The sequence below is a fragment of the Haloarcula amylovorans genome (assembly GCF_004681185.1).
In the GTDB taxonomy this organism is placed as follows: domain Archaea; phylum Halobacteriota; class Halobacteria; order Halobacteriales; family Haloarculaceae; genus Haloarcula; species Haloarcula amylovorans.
On record NZ_SRIF01000010.1, the window covers coordinates 48,541 to 65,774 of the forward strand.

Below are 17,234 nucleotides of genomic sequence, written 5' to 3' on the forward strand. Positions count from 1 at the left end.
GGACTGGAACTGCGATGTTGCAGTTCTGTACCGAGAGCATCAATCCGGATTTCGACATGCCGCGGGCCCACCTTAACGATGAACCCTAGCAAAAGTGGGTTGATCCGCATATTGTCGAGTCGGAGCGGTTGACCACGAATCGGCGGAACAATGTCCGGCTCAAACAGCTGGGAGAGTTATTGGATCAATTGTTCGATTCGGAAAGTCCTGGCATAGTTTTGCGTGTTGAGTCATTCTACGATGGCGTTTCGGAGCGACTTCTCGGCTCGGCGGCGGTCGTAATTATCGAGGAACAGATCCGCGAACCGCTCGACAAAGACGGCCGATCGGCCGCCGACATGGGGCGTAATGATGACGTCCTCTAACTCCCAGAGTGGTGACTCGGGAGGAAGAGGTTCAGTCTCGAAGACATCGAGGCCCGCACCACTAATGTCGCCTGCTTCGAGTGCATCGACGAGGGCCGCCTCATCTACGATCGGGCCACGGGCAACGTTCACCAGGACAGCTGAGTCGGGAAGGGCGTCGAACGCGGCGGCGGCAACCATGCCTCGTGTGTCCGGGGTGAGCGGCACTGTCAAAACGAGCAAGTCTGTCTCGGGGAGTACCGATCGCCAATCGTCCGACGCGATGACGCGTTCGTCCGCGAGGACACCCTCGTAGTCGTCGGGGGACCGTTTCGTGCCGTAGACGTCCATCCCGAATGCGAGGGCGCGCTCTGCGATTGTGTTCCCAATACTCCCGAGACCGACGATGGTCATCGTCTTTCCTGTCCAGTCGGTGAGCGCTGTACCGTGTTCGCGTTGCCAATCGTGCTCGCGCTGGCTGTCGATGAACGTCGGGAGACCTCGCGAGAGCGCGAACGCCAGCGCAAAGACGTGTTCGCTCACCGCGGCGTCGTAGTTGCCGGTGGCGTTTGTGAATGTAATACCGCGTTCCCGGAACGTTTCGACGGGGAACGCCGTGTAGCCCGAACTCGTTGCCTGCACCCAGTCGCCGCGGTCGAGCCCGGCAAGGAATCGGTCTTCCCAACCGCTTGGATTCGTGACGAACACATCCGCGTCTGGAAGCGCCAGCAGTGCTTCCTCGGACGTATCGACGCCGCGAACGGTCAGCCCTGCCCGCTGGTTCATGAGATGTTTAGAAATAGGTAGGTCGTGGTAGACGAGAACGGTAGTCACATCGCTCCATTGCTCGAAGCTGGGTCAAAAGGATATCGCTACTCGCATATAGGGGTTGTCAGTACGATAGCACTGTCAGGAGTAGAGCCGATGCTATCGCCTGTTGGATGACACACAGACCGTCGCGAGTTCTGCGGCTCGTCGGACAGCGTCACCGTGTTTTCCCGATGCAACCGATGGTCGACCAAGCAACGCTCAGAATGTCTCCTCGGCAAGAGTGGCTAGGGAAATACTGGGAATCGTTTTCTCAGTATCGTTAACGCCAGTGACGAGCAGTCGTAGGGCACCTCTAGTTCGGTCACCCCGCCGATCTCGCCGATAGCGGAACACTGTGTGGCTATCATGGCTGGGCCACCTCTCGAGCGCCATTGCACGGACGGCTATTCTGTAGGCGTGCAACAGCCCCAGATGGATTTCGGGGAACGCGATTGACCCTCAGTACAATCATATCTGGTCCCGGAATCCACCCCGGCTGTCCCAAAGCATCTCGTTGGCACAATTAGCAAGCAGGATATCCGTGATCGTCTCGACAGTGTCGTCGACGTCGGAGACGAGTAGTCGTGGGATGCTGTTGAGTGCGGTCACTACGACGATCTCGCCGATAGTGGGTGCAGGCATACAGCACTACCACCCATCGGGAGCGGTGAGTTCCCCTGTGAAGGGAGGCGATCACCTGCGATGACGTGCCAGCGACCGTGGTTCTCGTAGACTTCTGCAGCGGCAGGGACTGAACACACACATCATATGTGAATCAGTCTATAGCTATGTGAATCGCTGACAGTATCTTTTTCACAGTCGGTGACACTATAATGAATGGACCCTGGCACCCCCCAAGTGACGAACTTGCCTGCAGGGTCTCCTCCCCGAACCGTCGGGTGTGTCGCCCGGCGGTTCGGACGATACGCATGGTCCACTGCTTGTGATGTCCCGGTTCAAGTTACGCGAAACGATATCACTGTGCCTCTCGGTCGGCCGTACTGAGATCGTGTTCGGCGTCCCGTTTTGGTACCGTCGTATCCGTGGTCGTCCCGACCATGATACAGCTGAACCTGCACGCTTCACATCGCCTTTGGGCGACTGCCATACTCCAAGGCGAACCATTGTGCGAACTCCCCGGAGTCCGTTTCTGGATCACGCTGTCGACGTCTCGGAGCCGTCGGTAGCGATTGCCAGTCGCCACTATGTGGTTGAACGGAACAAGATTGACAAGACAGACCGTCCAGCGTCTAACTGGTAGCTGGGCGCACAGCCATTGTCATGGATGGCCCACTGTGCACTCCCAGCGGCCAGTGGTGTGTCTGTGTGGCCGTTCACTCGGCCGCACTTTGAGACTGGTGAGCCGTGGCTTGGTGCTGTATTGTCCAGTAGTAGCGAGAGCGCAAGGCCCGACACAAGCACTATCCGTCGCACAGGGATAGTCGGATATGGATTCCGGCGCACTCTACCGTCCCATTTGACCATCACCACCGCCGGAATCCACTCCTGTCGTCACAGGCCTATAATCGCCGTACAATAATTTCTGGCTTGTTTTGGCGTATTTTTAACATGGCGGTTCGGTCACTGGCTAGACGGGTCCTGGGCTCGTCACTTCGTTGAAGCTCCGTTCCGGACCACTCCTTGAGCGCGGGCAGCAGGGCCCACGTTTCATGTCGCTGCACGACCGTGGTCGGTAGGCCACAGTTCCGGGCCTCCCTGGCCGGCCACAAGCACTACATTGTGTGCTGGCGATAATCACCTGTGGATTCCGGTTGGGTCCTGTCCGTACCGCGATTACCATTATTCCCGGAATCCACATCTGTTGCAGTCGTGACGTGGCCGACTATCACGCTGTAGTGCTGGGGTTTTATCACATAGTCTCGCCCACTGATAAGATGGGTCCGACGTTCCGTCGTCGGCTTGTACCATTCCCCTGCCTACCCCCTTCCGTACGCGGGCGTCGGGCCCCCATTCCTCGTCGCTGTATAGCTGGTACTGCGTCGGTTCGATATGGTGAGCAACGGCACAATGGAGGGCTCGTCGCGTGCGCACCGGTATCGGGTCTGAATCAGTCCCAACATTGACAACAATTGACGTATAATGAATAGATGGACGCTGAGCGCTACTCGCCGTCTGAAATGGCTCACGACGCCATCAGCCTCTCAGCGTCCGTAGGTGTATCGGCGAGGCCGTCATCAGGTCGGCCTCGCTTTTGCGAGACTGTTCGGGAGTACCAGTGGGAGTGACGAGGTACGGGTGGGCATGGTTGGTTAGCTTGGGAGCCTGTTGCGGTAAGCCTGGCCGGCGTCGGGTAGCGGCGCGGCGGGACGCTCGTTGGTTTGGGTAGGTGCTACGGGCTGTTTGATGCGTATTGTGGGAGGCTGGAAGCGGTGACTGAAGGGAAGCCACCTAGTCACTCGGCTCGGCGCAGAGTCATCAAGCCAATCGAGACAGGTCCCAGCTGTGGACCGAGATATGGAGAGCCTCTGGGCAACGCAGCCTTGTTGAAATCCGCAACAGGTGATAGATTTTGACTCGATGGAGTCAGTACAGAGTATACGTCTATCAATCGTCGACAGGGAGCACGAATGGTGATTCGACAGTTGTCACCGAAGGCCGAATACGGCGAGACACGTTATCCAGTCGTCACCATCCGGGTTCGGGACGTTAATTGCCGCAGCGTACGCTCCCGAATTGAGCGTGGCCGACTCGTTGATATACCCAATAACTGTGTCGACAGTCCATGTCTCCGAGTCACCAGCTGTGACTGTCAGTTTTCCGCTACCCGAACTCCTCTGTTCGATCTCCGACCAGCCGGACGCACTCTTTCTCCACATTGACCACGAGTACGGGTTGAACGTACGGTCGGTCCTTGATGCGTTCGTGAGAGTGAGTTCAAGCGAGTCTGGTGTGTCACCGACAGTCGGCGTTGGAAGGAGGTATACCGAAGCAGCACCGGCCTCAACCGTCTGGGAACACACTATCTCGTCATCATCGTCAGATGGAGGGCACTCAAGGCTGGCAATCTCTGTCGCCGATACTGGCGTTGTCGTTGAGTTTGTAGATTGTTCTGACTCAAAGGAGGTACAGCCACTGAGGAGCACAATTCCTGTGCCTGCCGAACAGAGAACTGCCCGCCGGGACCAAGGGCGAGTCATGACACCATTTTGTTGATAATTGGCATATGTTTTCGGGTAATGTGGTCTGAACTCACTGTTACGCTCACCTTCGTAGTTTATTCAGTTCTGCTCCGCTGCAATCAGTACATCCAGACCGGCCAGTGCAGGTGACCCATCTATCGTGCCAGTTCCCCGAAAGCACTTGGTACGATATACAAAGTCAGGTATATGAACCGTCGTTCTCTCCTCGCCGCGGTGGCTATAGGAACTTCTGGAATCGCTGGGTGTCAGAATGGATCGGATTGCCCACCACTTCTTTACGTAGATGAAACTAATGAGAGCGAAGTAAACGCTTCTGGGCAGGGTGCTACTCCATTTAGCCAACTCTCCGAAAAACGAAAACAGGAGTTTACACAAGCGCTTGAAAACGGAGATGCTGAGCTTGACGAAACAGATGATGCATGGACCTCAACGTACTTTGTTGAGTACCAAGGAGACTACTACGCCACTGCTGTCGCTGTGTGTTAGATAGGTCAACGCAGTATCACGCCGAGTAGTCAATTCCCAGAATAGTTCAGAATCGAGGTGGAGATAGAGTGGTTGTATCCTTCCAGAAACGGCCCTACTGAAAGGTTATATATGATATCACTATCTATTCAGATATCATGAACCGAAGAAAAGCGCTGAAGCACCTCGGAGTTCTTGGTGGTGTGTCGTTTCTGGCTGGCTGTAGTAGCGTTGGTGCGCTTCAGTCAACAGACAGTCTCACCATCAAATTCGATGGTGATGAGGAACCCAACAAACAACGAACGATCTCGATATTGATTGGAACATATGACCCAAAAATCGCGTTAGAGTCTGGCTCAACCCCTCCAGAGTGGAATCAAGATATCCAATTTCAGGCCCTCTATCGGGTAACTCCCGGTGACACACTTCAGCAAGATATATTTATCGACGAACCGGGACAGTACCGGTTTGATGTCTGGGTAGAAAATAGAGGGTCGATTGGAACAGAGGTCACAATTACAGAGAAAGGTGGATTGGCAGAGCAGCATACTATCGTAATTTCGTCCGAGGGAATGCAACACGAGCAGTCATAGAATACCTCATTATGCTGCAGACGCAGTAGAGACAGAGTAGCGACGATTAGCGTTAGACCATAAAGCCAACGAAGAGTGTCATCATACCGAGGAAAACGACTAACATGCCTTTTCCTCGTTGAATGAGCATCCCCTGTTCAGATAATTCAGAATTCTCAAACCTGTTTCCTGAACCGAAATCAACCAATTCCTGTGGCCGTATAATGCTGTATCCTCCAAGCATAGATAAGCCGAGTCCGAAAAGAATCAGTGGAATATTCATCACTTCAATGGTCAAATCAAAGGCAACTAAAAGTATGGATAATCCGCTCGCTTACCCTCACAGCTCAGTCAGCTGTTCTCCGCTGCAATCACTGCATCCAGATCGCTCAGTGCAGACTGCTGATTCATTAGGCAGAATAGAACTCAAACTGAGAATTTGCTGTGAGCTGTTGTGACTCAGATATGGTGAGTTGGCTGTGAAGTCGTACTTCAGTCTCGGTTCCTGTCGGTCTAATCACCCCTAATTGGGTGACCATCTCGTATTCATGGCTAGGGAGACAGGTGTCACTAGGTCCCTCATAGAACAGATAGTGACGTTTTGAATAAGTCTCATCGGCTTGAATTGAGAGTTCGAATACAGAATCCTCAACCATTTGTGAGAAATCAGCCGGCAGCCGCCAACAGTCAGTTTTCTCAGCGCTTTCGGATACTGGTGGACCATACCCCATGTGCTCCGGATTAACTGGATACGGGATCACCTCAAATTCACCGGCATTGTACTTGTAGTTCCGTAGTTTCTCCAAAGCCTGGCCACTTCCACTAGGGAGAATCGTTAGTTCTGTCTTCGTCTCATTCGAGAGGGTGAATTCGATGATTGAGGGCTCGCTTGAACTCGGCTGTGATTGGATTGTACTCGATATGGTAATTTTCTCATTCAGCAACTTCTCTATCTTAGTGGATGATGGTGTCCCCGTCTCCTGTACTTTCGTGGTAGTTGGTGTCTCCGACCTCTGCGTTCCAGTTGACGCTGGTATCTCTTCGTTAGAAGACGGTGACGAACACCCAGTTATGACGATCGAACCTCCGAGACTGGCTAACACATCTCGACGGGACGGCTCCGACATGATAACCTGTCTATATGTATGGCGCATAGGCTTTGTGTCAGCTGGAGCAGAGCCCTAGTGGTGGTATCCTACATCCTGAACAGTTCGCACGCTCATCCTCATAGCGTATTCAGTCCCGCTCCGCTGTATTCAGTACACCCAGACCGGTCACTATAGAGGGCCTCTCCAATACGGTGGGATCCTTCCGCGAGAATATCAGCTGAACTTCTTCCGACTCGACAAAGAATAGTACACAGCGAGATTATTCGCTCGTGACCTTGATTACTACGCGCAGATGACTACTGTGTACGCAAATGGGTCACGTCTACTACCACCATCCCGGTGACAAGCAATTCTCTCTTGACTACGTACATTCGGACCCGGTCGAAATCGTCTCGCAGATCATTGATTACGATGACGACGTCGCAGTGAAGGTCCAGGCATACGATATCGACGAAGAATTTTACGTCATCTATACATCCCGCGTCGGTGGTGAGCCTGTTCGTGAAATCGATTTCAACCTGAATGAGTCACTCGCGAAGATGAGCGAGGACAACAGCACCATCGTCGTTCGGCTGCTTGAGATCTACCGCGCCCTCATCGCTCAGAATGAGGAGGAAGAAGGCGTTCCTGTCGAGGCATACAAGAAGATCGACGTCGACGCGCTGCCTGACGTGCTTGATCGGACGGCGTGGGAGGGCGCAGCAACAGCTGTTGCGGGTCGACTTGCCTCGAACCTGATTCTGAAACACGCACTTCCGAACGCTAACCACCGGACGGCTGTCGCACTGGTCCAGTTCTACCTCCGGCGTCTGAATCCGGACTTCTCGATGCCGGACACGTCCGTCGAAATCGGTCCAGAATCGTACGACTGGCGGGAGTGGGTGAACGAGTACATCAACGAGTCAAAGCGGCTATTGACTGTTCGACGGAAGAACGTCCTCTTCAAGCATCTGTACCGCTTCGGCGCGAGAACGCTTGAGCGCAAACACGCGGTCGAAATCGACTTGACCGCATATGAGCTGGATATGTACCCGAGTAAGGCGAAGATCGCTTATGCGGAGCAGCACGAAGCGCTATGGATCGAGTTCGTCGAGGAGGCCGTCGAACGCGCAGGGTATCCAGACTTGAAGGAAACGCCAGCGCTATCGAAAGCAGCGTTCGCTGAAAAGATTCGGACCCTCGACTAAGGAGTGTCGTTAGTCTTGGAGCGTGGCGACTGTTCGGCCCGTTTCTTCGGCCTCTTGGCTGCGCGACATATTGTACGTCGCGAGCGCTTCGTCAACCGCCTCATCAAGACTCATTGGTCACCCTAATTTTGGGTCTTCTCTCGTATAAACGCTTGCATGGCCCCAGACACGATCAGTGCGACTGTTTCCGAGAGTAAATCAATATCCACCCAGCGAGCGTTTGGATCCGCGATAGAGTGAGTGGACAAGCGGTCGTCTGACGGCTGCAGAGTATTCCAGTTTGCTTGGATAGCTGACGAGTGACTATCGTCCGAACGCATACATCCCATTAGCTGCGACCACGTATACGCCACCTTCAACTAGCGTCGGTGGCCCACGAACGCCTGCCTGTACTGTATCTGATATCGTTTGTTCGGCTGTCCCATGTTGCCAGCGTTTAGCGCCGTCGTCACGACCGATCGCGAACACTGTTCGGTGGTCGTATCCGCCTTCACCAACATAGACGGCATCCGTCCCGACAGTCGGCGTCGTCGCTTGGTTCATATCGAACTGCCACTGGTTCGTTCCGGCAGCGGTTAGCGCGTGGAGGCCTGTCTCAGTGCCAACGTATACGTCGTCGCCGGTGACAGCAGCAGCTGTTCCTCGGTCGGGTTTCCCCACCTTTGCCGACCAGTGTTCAGTTCCGTCTGCCGTTGCGACTGCGTGAAGGTGTCCGGCCGTATCGGTCACGTAGACCGTTCCATCAGCGACAGATGGCGTCGTCTCAGTAGGGACAGCAAAGCTGACTCGCCAAGCTTCACTGCCATCAGCAGTATTGAGTGCGACGAGGTCACCATCGACGACGAACAGCAGATCGTCAGCGACAGCTATGGAGCCTCGAAGATGTAATTCGCCTGTGCCGAGCTCGGTCTGCCACTGTTTCTCCCCAGTTGCTACGTCAAACGCGAAGGCTTCAGTAGCCCACTCTGCAAACGATCCGTTGGCGAGGTAAGCAGTTCCGTCAACGACAACGGGTGATCCCGGTGGACCGCGGCCGATATCCTGTTTCCATAGTTGGGTGCCCGTCTGGCGGTCGAAGGCAAAAAGCAGGCTGTAGCTCTGCAGGACAATCGTCTCATCGTCGACGACTGGCATACCGAGCGCGCCACCGTTTTCGACTTGTGTCGTCCACTGTACTCGCCCGGTAGCAGCATTTCGAGCGACGAGAGCGTTTTTCCTGCTGTATTCGGTTGTGTAGAGGGTGCCGTCAGCTACGACCGGTGGTGAGGATTGGACAAAGAACTGCCAGTAGACTGCCGGTGTGTTGGGGACTGCCGTCACATCCTGCCGATGACCTGTATTGCCTGTATCGGCCTGAAACCGCGTCCACTCGGTCGTCGTTGGCATCGGTTTTGGATCCTGAGGCGCACCCGCTGTCGGCTCTGGTGGTGGGAACTGTTCGGCCGTCTCTGTCGCTGTCGGCCCAGACGGTGTTGCTGAAGCGGGATCAGGTGACGTCTTACCGGTGCAGCCGGTAAGCAGCCCACCGAGGGCAAGCCCGCTCCACTGGAGGACGGTTCTACGAGTGCGGGGAGGCATCAGCTAGTTGTGGTCAAACTGCTATCATAAGTTTTGTGTGAAGTGTGGTGTTGAAACGGAAAACTGAGCGGTCTTTATCGGACATAGCGACTCTACACCGGTCAATTTGGATACTGCGACGCTAGTGCGATACGTTGTCGGGGGCAGTATCTATTCTCTAGACCGCGTTGTCTCACTAAGGACAGACAAAGTAACTCCTGTTGTGACTGCTGAGATGCTGGAGAGGTATCGGCGACGGTTCATACAGGGTGGTCCTCGGTCATACAATATTTCGAGCATCCATGTTCTATACAGGTCATTTCGACAAATCAGTCGCATCCGGGTTGCTGACGGCTAATCTCCGCTTTAGTCAGTACTATTTTGAAAAGATAGTCTCCACATTGGTCAGTACTTGCTACCCATTCCGTTGAGGCAACGGCTGTGTTCACTGAAATACGATATTCTCCTGATTGAGTTGCAACAGTAGACATACTCCTCGCTTGGCCAGCGCTAATGGTGATCTCTTCCGCGAATTCGGCCGTGGTGAATCGCCAGACGTAGCTTGATTTCACGGTTTCAGCGACTGCTTGATGTTGTGAACGACACACATCAGGACGAGTTCTCGAAATTCACCGTACCAAGTTCGCGCACGCACGGCGTCGCCGAGCGTGCGCTTGATCGTCGAGAAGACGGTCTCACACATCGCTCGTTGGCGGTATCGAGGCCCATCGATCCGCGCGTTGTGCGCGTGATCGATGGGCCGGAACTCACGATGTTTGATCAGCGGCCTCACGCCCTCTTCGCGGAGTTTGTCGCGTAATTCCATCCAGTCGTATCCTTTGTCCGCAGCGAGGCTGGCGAGGTCGCCCGCGTTGCGGCGGGCGACCTGCCAGCCGAGCTGTGTATCGTGGCGTTTCTCGGTCGTACAGTGAACGTCCAGAATTGCTTGACTTTCTGTGTCAACGAGAGCTGTCGCTTTGAGCGTCTGAACCCGGTAATTCGTCCGCCGACAGTAGTGTTTGCTCGCGTTTTCGCGGTCGAAAAACGTCGCGTCGATTGCGGCGTGACCGCTCGGCTCGTGCAGCTGCGCCGAGAGGCGCAGCAGCACTCGCCAGAGTGCTGTCTTGATTCTGTCAAACCACTTGACTAGCGTGGAATGATCGGGGAGATCGGCCGCGTTGAGGCCGATCTCCCCGAGTATTTGAGGCATCTCGCTCAGCAAATCAAGTGCTTCTCGGTAAGATTTCTCCAAGTAAACCCGCAGACAATGCAGCGATACGACGGCGTAGTCGGCGAAGCCGCCACCCCCGTCGGGGGCGGCGACTTCGCCTCGGCCACCGACAGCATTTTTAGCTAACTGAACCGCTTTGCTCGTGAAGCGGGAGATCTTCGACATGAACCATCGGCGGTTTCCCGCTTCATTCCACTAGTTCTGACGGTCGAAGCCGACGCCGTCCAGCGATTCACCAGAGCCAATAAATGAGGTATTCAACCGTCTTTCCGACCGCGTTTGCGACCCCACCAACTGCAGCAGTAGGGTTTTCAAACGGGGTCTCACGAACGTACTCGTCGAAACCGAACCCACCAACGAGGGTCGTGACGAAATCACCAACGAATCGGCCAATAGCAATCCCAGCAACGAGAATAACGGCTGCGACGATAATCTGGACGATACCGCCAGCGATGTTCGTCAGGAACACCCCGGGGAGACTGATGCCGGCATAATCGAGTGCGATCAGCAGCGCCAGGAAATAAATAAGATATTCCGCAAGCTTCCCGGCAGCGTGACCGATGCCACCGACCGAATCAGTCGCGTCGGCAAGGGGCGTTCCTCGGGTGTGCCGGGTGAGACCGAACCCGCTGACAATATTCGCAACGAGATCGCCAACGACCCGACCGATAGCAACTCCTGCGATGAGGATAGCGATCGCCACAACGAACTGGACGGCACCACCGGCGATGCCTGCCAGAAACGCTCCAGGGATGGCGATCCCAAGATAATCGAGCACGGCGAGCAGCGCGAGGAGATAGATGACGTACTTGGTTAAATCTCCAAGCGATTGTGCGATATCGTCATCTGGTTCGCCTGCCGGTTCGAGGGGTGTCTCTGCAGTGTACTGTGATGGACGAATTCGCCTGACGAGACGCTTGACAATGCCGCCAAGTATCCGACCGAAAATCCACCCCAACAAGAGGATGATGAGTGCGCCAACGACTAACGGGACAGCCGAAAGGAGCCCATCGACCAATGGTTGGATGGAATCCGGGACTGTCTGTAAGGCGATACTGCTTCCAATTGCGTATGTAGCTGTCATGGTATTCCCTGTGTCTCGTATCTCTTCGGAGAAATACGGACACAAGCACTCGCCTCTACTGTCCGGGGATTTATATAACTAATTTCTACTTAGCTTTAGCTTCACTATATATTTACTTGTATATTGTTCGTATAGTATCTAATATACAATTACTACCGTTTACTAACCGGTTCTAATTATATACGAAACGAACAATATGTCGAAAATATCTTATACAATGTTTAATACCCTTAAATAACTTCAAGCCGAGTTGAGATGGAGTGATATTGGCGGTTCAGAGCCATATTCAAGATGACTCACTCCCTTCCGCCATAATTTCGTCAGTTCGGCCGATAGCGACTGCGTTGACCACAGCTCCCAGCAACAAGATGACGCCACCAAAGTACAGCCACGTAACCAACAGCAGAATGCTCGCGATGAGATTACCGCTGCCACCACTTAGCGACACGTACACTTGGAATAATACCTGCAGGACGACCCATCCGACAGCCCCAACGATGGTCCCGGGAAGCACATCCCGTGGTTCGACATCGATGTCCGGGAACAAGTAGTACATCGGGAAAAACGCCAGACAAAGCCCGACAACAAGGACTAGCGGAACCACGAATTCGATGAACGGGAGAAACGAGAAGAACGCGACGATACTGGTGGCACCGACCATCGCGACGATCCCTAACGTCAGGGTCAATAACATTAACAGACTCTTCTTGATCTGCCCGAGAAACGACTCTGCCCCGGTCGTCTCGTAAATCTCCGAGAAGGCAGTATCGAGGCCACGGAAGATCTTGATCGCCCCCCAGACGAGTGTGAGCACGCCGATGAGAGTTGCACTAAGAGTTGATCCAGAATCGGCGCTCCGCTGTTGTTCGATCATCACTTCGATGATGCCACCAACTGCCGGAGATACGTTCTCTGTGGCAACGGCGATGATCTGGTCCTGTAGTTCAGGGACTCCGAATATGGAGACGGCGAGAAGAAAGAACATGATCAACGGAACGAGGGAAACGAACGCACTGTAGGCGATACTCCCTGCGAGAAACGTCACGTTCTTCTCACTAAAGATATCCTTGACTGGTTTTGCTTGCGAGATCACCGACTCAAGGTTCATAGTCTCCCTATCTCAGTCGAGCATTGTAATCGACAGGGATAGAGAAGCGTGTTTCAACGATCCCAGTTCGTAGGCAACCAGAGATAGTTGACTAGAATCACCGACGGTTCGTCGCCACTCGAAGCCATAGACGTTCACCAAGAATATCACGATGTCATCCTCGGAAATATTCTCGTGCATTTACGGTAGAAAGTCCGGCGCATCGGTATCGCCAGTCCTGATACCCACTGAATTAACCCCCATTGCTCGCCATCAACTCTTCACCCGCTATAGTCACTTCAGCCACATGCGCCTGATCAGGCTTCGTGAGTTGGACTGACTCTACTGGGTAATGGCAATAGCAGCCCGATAGTTATAGTGAGATCCAACTAAATATAGCATATGACTGAAAATCACGAGAGCAAGAGCGTACGTAGAACGCTCGATACCAAACGAGAGAACCCATCTACAGAAGTCGCTGCGATTGTCGCTGAGTTACGGGGCCAAGACGAAACTGACCTGAGGGCAATTTGGAACTGTACCGAGGAAGTCTTAGCACATCTATTCTCGGACCCACCGTCAGAGGAGGCACAAATGGTGGTCGAATTTACCTATGAAGGCTTTCGAATTACTGTTGAACAAGATGGAGCTGCAACATTCGTTGAGACCGAGTAGCCACCCGGATACTGAGCCAATCGGTCACTCCACTCGCTGTTTTCTCTTTCTGCTTCGGTTGATTCGTAAATAGGGCTCTGGCCTTGACCGGGGGAGTTCGAGTGCCTCACAAAGAAAGAACTTCATTAGTCCGTGCCTGTCTGGTCGTGGTTGCTGCCGTTCCTAATTGACATGAATGGACTGACTGCTGTTGCGGAACAGGAGAGACGGTGTGGTTAATGAGCGCTGTCGGTGCCACGGCAGCGAACAAACACGCAGTATGAGTGTGTCCCGCCTTATGATACAAAATAAGGTAGTTATAGCTGGTTGCGAGTATATCTCGTCAATAGCTTACTTGATTCTAATTAGTTCAACCAAATAACGAAGATAGCAACGACGTGCCGAAATCGACTGTGAGACGCAGCGTCAGTCGTCGGCAGTCGCCTCTAGTTCGCCAGCGTTTGTAACCTCGATCCCACCGGAGAGTTCCGTATTGGGGTAAGGCATGTCGAGCCCTTCAGCGTCGAAGCGCTCCTTGACAGCCTCGAGGAACCGGGCACGAACTGCCCCATAGCTGTGTTCTTCGGGGTCGATCCAGATCCGACCCTGAAGCACGACCGCCGAATCGCCCAGCTCCGTCACGGGGGCAGTTGGTTCGGGGTCGTCGAGGACACCGTCGATGCGTGACCCCTCGTCGATGATAGCCTCACGTGCTTGCTTGATGTCGTCCTCGTATCCAATGCCAAAGCCAACCGAGACTCGGCGCTCATCGTTTGCCTCGTTGTTGATCAGCGCCGCATTCGCAAGGTCACTGTTGGGGACGGTAACGAGCTGGTTATCGAACGTATCGAGCTTGGTAACCCGAAGCTGAACTTCTCGGACCACACCAGCGTTCCCGTTCCATTCGATCCAGTCGCCCGTCGTGAATGGTTCGTCTTGAATGATAAATACACCCGCGACAAAGTTGGCGATCAAGTCCTGGGCGGCGAAGCCAACCGCCAGTGCGAGCGCACCGGCCAATGTCGCGAATGCAGCGAGAACGACGCCAAAGCCAGCGACAGTGGCGGCGAGCGCCACCGCAACGACGGCGACCACTGCAACGGTCACACTCACTGCGAGATCAATAAGTGTTCTATCGAAGTTCCGGTGTTCAAGGCTTTTCTCTACTGTCCGAGACATGAGAGACTTTCCGAGCAGGTAGATGAGCGCAAACACGACGATGAACAACACGACAGTCGTAGCTGCGCTCACGACCGGCGGAATATATTGCTGTGGATCTAACGGTACCGCCTGTAATGGAAGCATAGTACGCTCAGCAAAGATTACGCTGAGCAGTTATAAGTACGCATTTTTATAATCTATTCAGGAGTTTTATACTACCAATATATATTGAAGGGGCATATGATGAGATAGATGCAGTCCGCAATTAATCGGGCGCTATGTACAACAGACCGCATTTGTTATTCATCTCACCGCGACAGACGGCCAGGTAACAGCCACACAGGAGCTTGACGTCGAACTCTGGGAAGCAGCGCCGGGCACTGTGGAGCAAGAGCTCGAAACTCTCCTCACGGCATTCTACGATGAATTGGTGGCGGCGACCGATACCACTTAGCCCTAAAAAGCCGCTTCGTTACAGCAACACCCACCAAGCGGTAGTTTACAGAGACATCTATCGCATGGGTATCGAACCTGCGCGAGATAGGCGACCATATCATTATAGGGTGCGCTGTGGTATCATAACTCATGAAAGGGCACCAATACAAAGCGGTCGCTGGTATCGAAGCTAGCAGGACCTGTATCTCGAAGCCTCATTCAGTAGGCGAGACAGTATTCCGTGCTCAAACTTGGTCACAAAGACAGGGTGTACCCCGACGTGCGCTGACAGCCACACCAGCAGATATCGAGTAGACACCAAAGACAGTCCCAACTAACACCATGTCACAACTCACCATCCTCTGCGTTGATCCGAAAACAAATTGGACGGCCCCACTGGACGGGTTAGTTGAGGAGCCAGCGTGCCAAGTCCTCGAACGAGAGACACTCGCAGCGGCACAGGAGATCGTTGCCGATCGAGATATCGACTGTCTCGTCACAGAGTATGAACTCCCAGACGGAACCGGTCTAGAACTCATTTCGCACGTCCGAGAGGTAGCACCGGATACGGGTGTAATCATCTGTACAGATGCCGATCGCGAGCTGATCGCCGCCGAAGCGAACGATCACGTCGTCGAGTTCGTGAAGAAAGATAGCGCCCAGTCAGAGACGCGAATCGCTCAACTTACCCGAACCACGGCAGCACAGCGGAGTCAAACTGCGTATCCGCTGCCAGCGACCGAACGGGAACGCCTCACAGCCCTTGAAGCGTACAATCTCAATGCCCAAGTGTTCCTTCCAGTAATCCAGCGTATTACGGATTTGGCTGCTGTCCACTTCGACGTGACCCAGAGTTCGGTGAATATCATCACCGAACAGACCCAGGAATTTCTGGCCTGCCACGGCGAGAACTGGGAGACAACACCCCGTGAGCAGTCACTGTGTACCTATACGATTCTGAGTGAGGGAGTGACCGTAATCGAAGATACTCGAGCAGACTCCCACTTTGGGGACAGCGAACTCCTGCAAGAGTTCGACATTCGTTTCTACGCCGGCGCGACCCTGACCACGAAGGAGGGGTATCCGATCGGAACAGTGTGTATCTACGACGACACACCCCGCGAATTCACCGACGAAGACGAAGCATATCTGGAACTGTTGGCAGCCGAAGTAATGGACTGGCTCACAGTGCTGAGACAACGCCAGAACGGGGCGGAGATGCAGGCTACTCGTCCTGCCGATACCAGCGATGATGGAGGACGCTAATGGCGTCCAACGGCGGGCCACAGTTCACGTTCCCACCAGACCTAGAGCCAGAGACCGTACAACCAGGAACCAACATTTTGGTCAGTGGGTCTTCCGGACAGGGCGCTCGTGACGTGGCGCTCCGTCTAATGCTCGCGGGCACCAGCAGTAACGAAGGGGTATTGTTACTCTCGGCCGATACCAGTGGCCGCACCCTTCTCGAGCGAGCGGCCCACGAGGTGGAGACCCTCGATCGTGATCGAGTCGGAATCGTCGATTGTTCGGGCCTTGAAGACGATCAGCAGCGATTCGACGAACACGAGAAATCGATTGACGATCCGGGCGATCTCACGGCGATACAGATGGAACTCTCAGTGCTCTACGAGACGCTGCTGGAACGCGGCTACGATCGCGTCCGCGTCGGCGTGTTTTCCGTCTCAGCGCTGATCGCCCACGCCGAGCTAGAGGCCGTCTCCCGCTTCATTCATATGCTCTCCGGCCGGGTCATCGCAACTGATGATCTGGGCGTGTTCGTGCTCGATAGCTCGATGCAGGATGATCTGACAGTCGATGTGATCGAACAATACTGCGACGGAACTATCGACGTCCAGATGACCGATGACGATAATACCGAAGTACGAGCCCGCGGGTTGGGCATTGAATCGCCATCGTGGCGTCAGGTCTCCGCGCGTCCACAGGATCAACAGCAGCATCAGCCGTAGCAAGCGCTCTCTTTCAGAGAAGGGTCACAAGTTGTGAGGGAGGTGAACAGCCATTGAGCTGCCCATTACGCGTTGTCAGTGAGAGGAGCCTCTCACTAATACAGCTGCTCAGTTAGGCGAAATAACACGTCTATCCCAGCACTTACCCGCGTGGGAAACCGAGCCGGTCCACACTCTTCAGTATGTGTCCAGCAGAGTCTTCCACCCAGTCGGCCGACGCTCTGAGTCAGCCGCCGGTTCAATGTCCTGCGTGTGAGTCTGCGCTCCAGTCAAACGACACACCCTCATTTCTGCTCCTCGATCAGCTCACAGTGCCGCTAGTAGGTTGTGACGCTCACCTCAACAAGTTTACCAATATCTGTGCGTATACAACTACAGACACTGCTGAACTCCTCGACCATCACCCTGCT

General features: G+C 54.2%; 15 protein-coding genes. 6 read left to right on the plus strand and 9 right to left on the minus strand.

Annotated features, from left to right (window positions below; all coding sequences use genetic code 11):
• Positions 1–230: 230 nt before the first annotated feature.
• From E4S61_RS21630 to E4S61_RS21635, 3 genes are all read right to left on the minus strand, one after another.
• The gene (locus tag E4S61_RS21630; protein WP_135306001.1) at positions 231–1,178 is read right to left on the minus strand and encodes a D-2-hydroxyacid dehydrogenase; all 948 of its coding nucleotides are present in this window, start codon (positions 1,176–1,178) and stop codon (positions 231–233) included.
• Positions 1,179–1,622: 444 nt separating this feature from the next.
• Positions 1,623–1,796: a hypothetical protein gene (locus E4S61_RS25705; RefSeq protein ID WP_167768614.1), complete on the minus strand. Its 174-nt coding sequence runs from the start codon at positions 1,794–1,796 to the stop codon at positions 1,623–1,625.
• Positions 1,797–3,760: 1,964 nt separating this feature from the next.
• Positions 3,761–4,258, minus strand: a complete 498-nt coding sequence (locus tag E4S61_RS21635) for a hypothetical protein (protein WP_135306002.1) — start codon at positions 4,256–4,258, stop codon at positions 3,761–3,763.
• Between the two features lie 270 nt (positions 4,259–4,528).
• On the opposite strand from E4S61_RS21635, the gene E4S61_RS21640 reads away from it, so the two are divergent.
• On the plus strand, positions 4,529–4,801 hold the full coding sequence (locus E4S61_RS21640) for a hypothetical protein (protein WP_135306003.1): 273 nt from the start codon (positions 4,529–4,531) through the stop codon (positions 4,799–4,801).
• Between the two features lie 137 nt (positions 4,802–4,938).
• Positions 4,939–5,373 carry a hypothetical protein gene (locus E4S61_RS21645; RefSeq protein ID WP_135306004.1) on the plus strand — a complete coding sequence of 145 codons (435 nt, stop codon included), beginning with the start codon at positions 4,939–4,941 and terminating at the stop codon, positions 5,371–5,373.
• A 389-nt stretch (positions 5,374–5,762) separates the two neighbouring features.
• Here E4S61_RS21645 and E4S61_RS26000 read toward each other — a convergent pair whose 3' ends face one another.
• Positions 5,763–6,479: a hypothetical protein gene (locus E4S61_RS26000; protein WP_209309582.1), complete on the minus strand. Its 717-nt coding sequence runs from the start codon at positions 6,477–6,479 to the stop codon at positions 5,763–5,765.
• 293 nt (positions 6,480–6,772) lie between these two features.
• On the opposite strand from E4S61_RS26000, the gene E4S61_RS21655 reads away from it, so the two are divergent.
• The gene (locus tag E4S61_RS21655; protein ID WP_135306006.1) at positions 6,773–7,648 is read left to right on the plus strand and encodes a hypothetical protein; all 876 of its coding nucleotides are present in this window, start codon (positions 6,773–6,775) and stop codon (positions 7,646–7,648) included.
• A gap of 303 nt (positions 7,649–7,951) precedes the next feature.
• Here the strand turns inward: E4S61_RS21655 and E4S61_RS21660 are convergent, their stop codons facing one another.
• The 4 genes from E4S61_RS21660 to E4S61_RS21675 form a co-directional block, all read right to left on the minus strand.
• Entirely contained in the window at positions 7,952–9,226 is a 1,275-nt protein-coding gene (locus tag E4S61_RS21660; RefSeq protein ID WP_135306007.1) for an outer membrane protein assembly factor BamB family protein, read from the minus strand.
• A gap of 547 nt (positions 9,227–9,773) precedes the next feature.
• Positions 9,774–10,601, minus strand: a complete 828-nt coding sequence (locus E4S61_RS21665; protein WP_135306008.1) for an IS5 family transposase — start codon at positions 10,599–10,601, stop codon at positions 9,774–9,776.
• A gap of 67 nt (positions 10,602–10,668) precedes the next feature.
• A complete protein-coding gene (locus tag E4S61_RS21670; protein WP_245180899.1) occupies positions 10,669–11,454 on the minus strand; it encodes a mechanosensitive ion channel family protein in 786 nt (261 codons plus the stop codon).
• Between the two features lie 352 nt (positions 11,455–11,806).
• Positions 11,807–12,628 carry a YihY/virulence factor BrkB family protein gene (locus E4S61_RS21675; RefSeq protein WP_135306010.1) on the minus strand — a complete coding sequence of 274 codons (822 nt, stop codon included), beginning with the start codon at positions 12,626–12,628 and terminating at the stop codon, positions 11,807–11,809.
• A gap of 381 nt (positions 12,629–13,009) precedes the next feature.
• Between E4S61_RS21675 and E4S61_RS26855 the strand changes: the two genes are divergently transcribed.
• Positions 13,010–13,282, plus strand: a complete 273-nt coding sequence (locus tag E4S61_RS26855; protein WP_135306011.1) for a HalOD1 output domain-containing protein — start codon at positions 13,010–13,012, stop codon at positions 13,280–13,282.
• A 405-nt stretch (positions 13,283–13,687) separates the two neighbouring features.
• Here E4S61_RS26855 and E4S61_RS21685 read toward each other — a convergent pair whose 3' ends face one another.
• The gene (locus tag E4S61_RS21685; protein WP_135306012.1) at positions 13,688–14,566 is read right to left on the minus strand and encodes a mechanosensitive ion channel family protein; all 879 of its coding nucleotides are present in this window, start codon (positions 14,564–14,566) and stop codon (positions 13,688–13,690) included.
• Between the two features lie 633 nt (positions 14,567–15,199).
• On the opposite strand from E4S61_RS21685, the gene E4S61_RS21690 reads away from it, so the two are divergent.
• Positions 15,200–16,123, plus strand: coding sequence for a GAF domain-containing protein (locus E4S61_RS21690; protein WP_135306013.1), 924 nt, complete (start codon positions 15,200–15,202; stop codon positions 16,121–16,123).
• Positions 16,123–16,824 (plus strand): DUF7504 family protein, encoded by a 702-nt coding sequence (locus E4S61_RS21695; protein WP_135306014.1) that lies wholly within the window; start codon positions 16,123–16,125, stop codon positions 16,822–16,824. Before E4S61_RS21690 ends, E4S61_RS21695 begins: the two co-directional genes overlap by 1 nt.
• Positions 16,825–17,234 lie beyond the last annotated feature (410 nt).

Bases quoted from the DNA above. Each gene is read 5' to 3' on its own strand.
- E4S61_RS25705 (WP_167768614.1), bottom strand. From the start codon at position 1,796: ATGCCTGCACCCACTATCGGCGAGATCGTCGTAGTGACCGCACTCAAC.
- E4S61_RS21645 (WP_135306004.1), top strand. From the start codon at position 4,939: ATGAACCGAAGAAAAGCGCTGAAGCACCTCGGAGTTCTTGGTGGTGTG.
- E4S61_RS26000 (WP_209309582.1), bottom strand. From the start codon at position 6,479: ATGTCGGAGCCGTCCCGTCGAGATGTGTTAGCCAGTCTCGGAGGTTCG.
- E4S61_RS21655 (WP_135306006.1), top strand. From the start codon at position 6,773: ATGGGTCACGTCTACTACCACCATCCCGGTGACAAGCAATTCTCTCTT.
- E4S61_RS21660 (WP_135306007.1), bottom strand. From the start codon at position 9,226: ATGCCTCCCCGCACTCGTAGAACCGTCCTCCAGTGGAGCGGGCTTGCC.
- E4S61_RS21665 (WP_135306008.1), bottom strand. From the start codon at position 10,601: ATGTCGAAGATCTCCCGCTTCACGAGCAAAGCGGTTCAGTTAGCTAAA.
- E4S61_RS21675 (WP_135306010.1), bottom strand. From the start codon at position 12,628: ATGAACCTTGAGTCGGTGATCTCGCAAGCAAAACCAGTCAAGGATATC.
- E4S61_RS26855 (WP_135306011.1), top strand. From the start codon at position 13,010: ATGACTGAAAATCACGAGAGCAAGAGCGTACGTAGAACGCTCGATACC.
- E4S61_RS21685 (WP_135306012.1), bottom strand. From the start codon at position 14,566: ATGCTTCCATTACAGGCGGTACCGTTAGATCCACAGCAATATATTCCG.
- E4S61_RS21690 (WP_135306013.1), top strand. From the start codon at position 15,200: ATGTCACAACTCACCATCCTCTGCGTTGATCCGAAAACAAATTGGACG.
- E4S61_RS21695 (WP_135306014.1), top strand. From the start codon at position 16,123: ATGGCGTCCAACGGCGGGCCACAGTTCACGTTCCCACCAGACCTAGAG.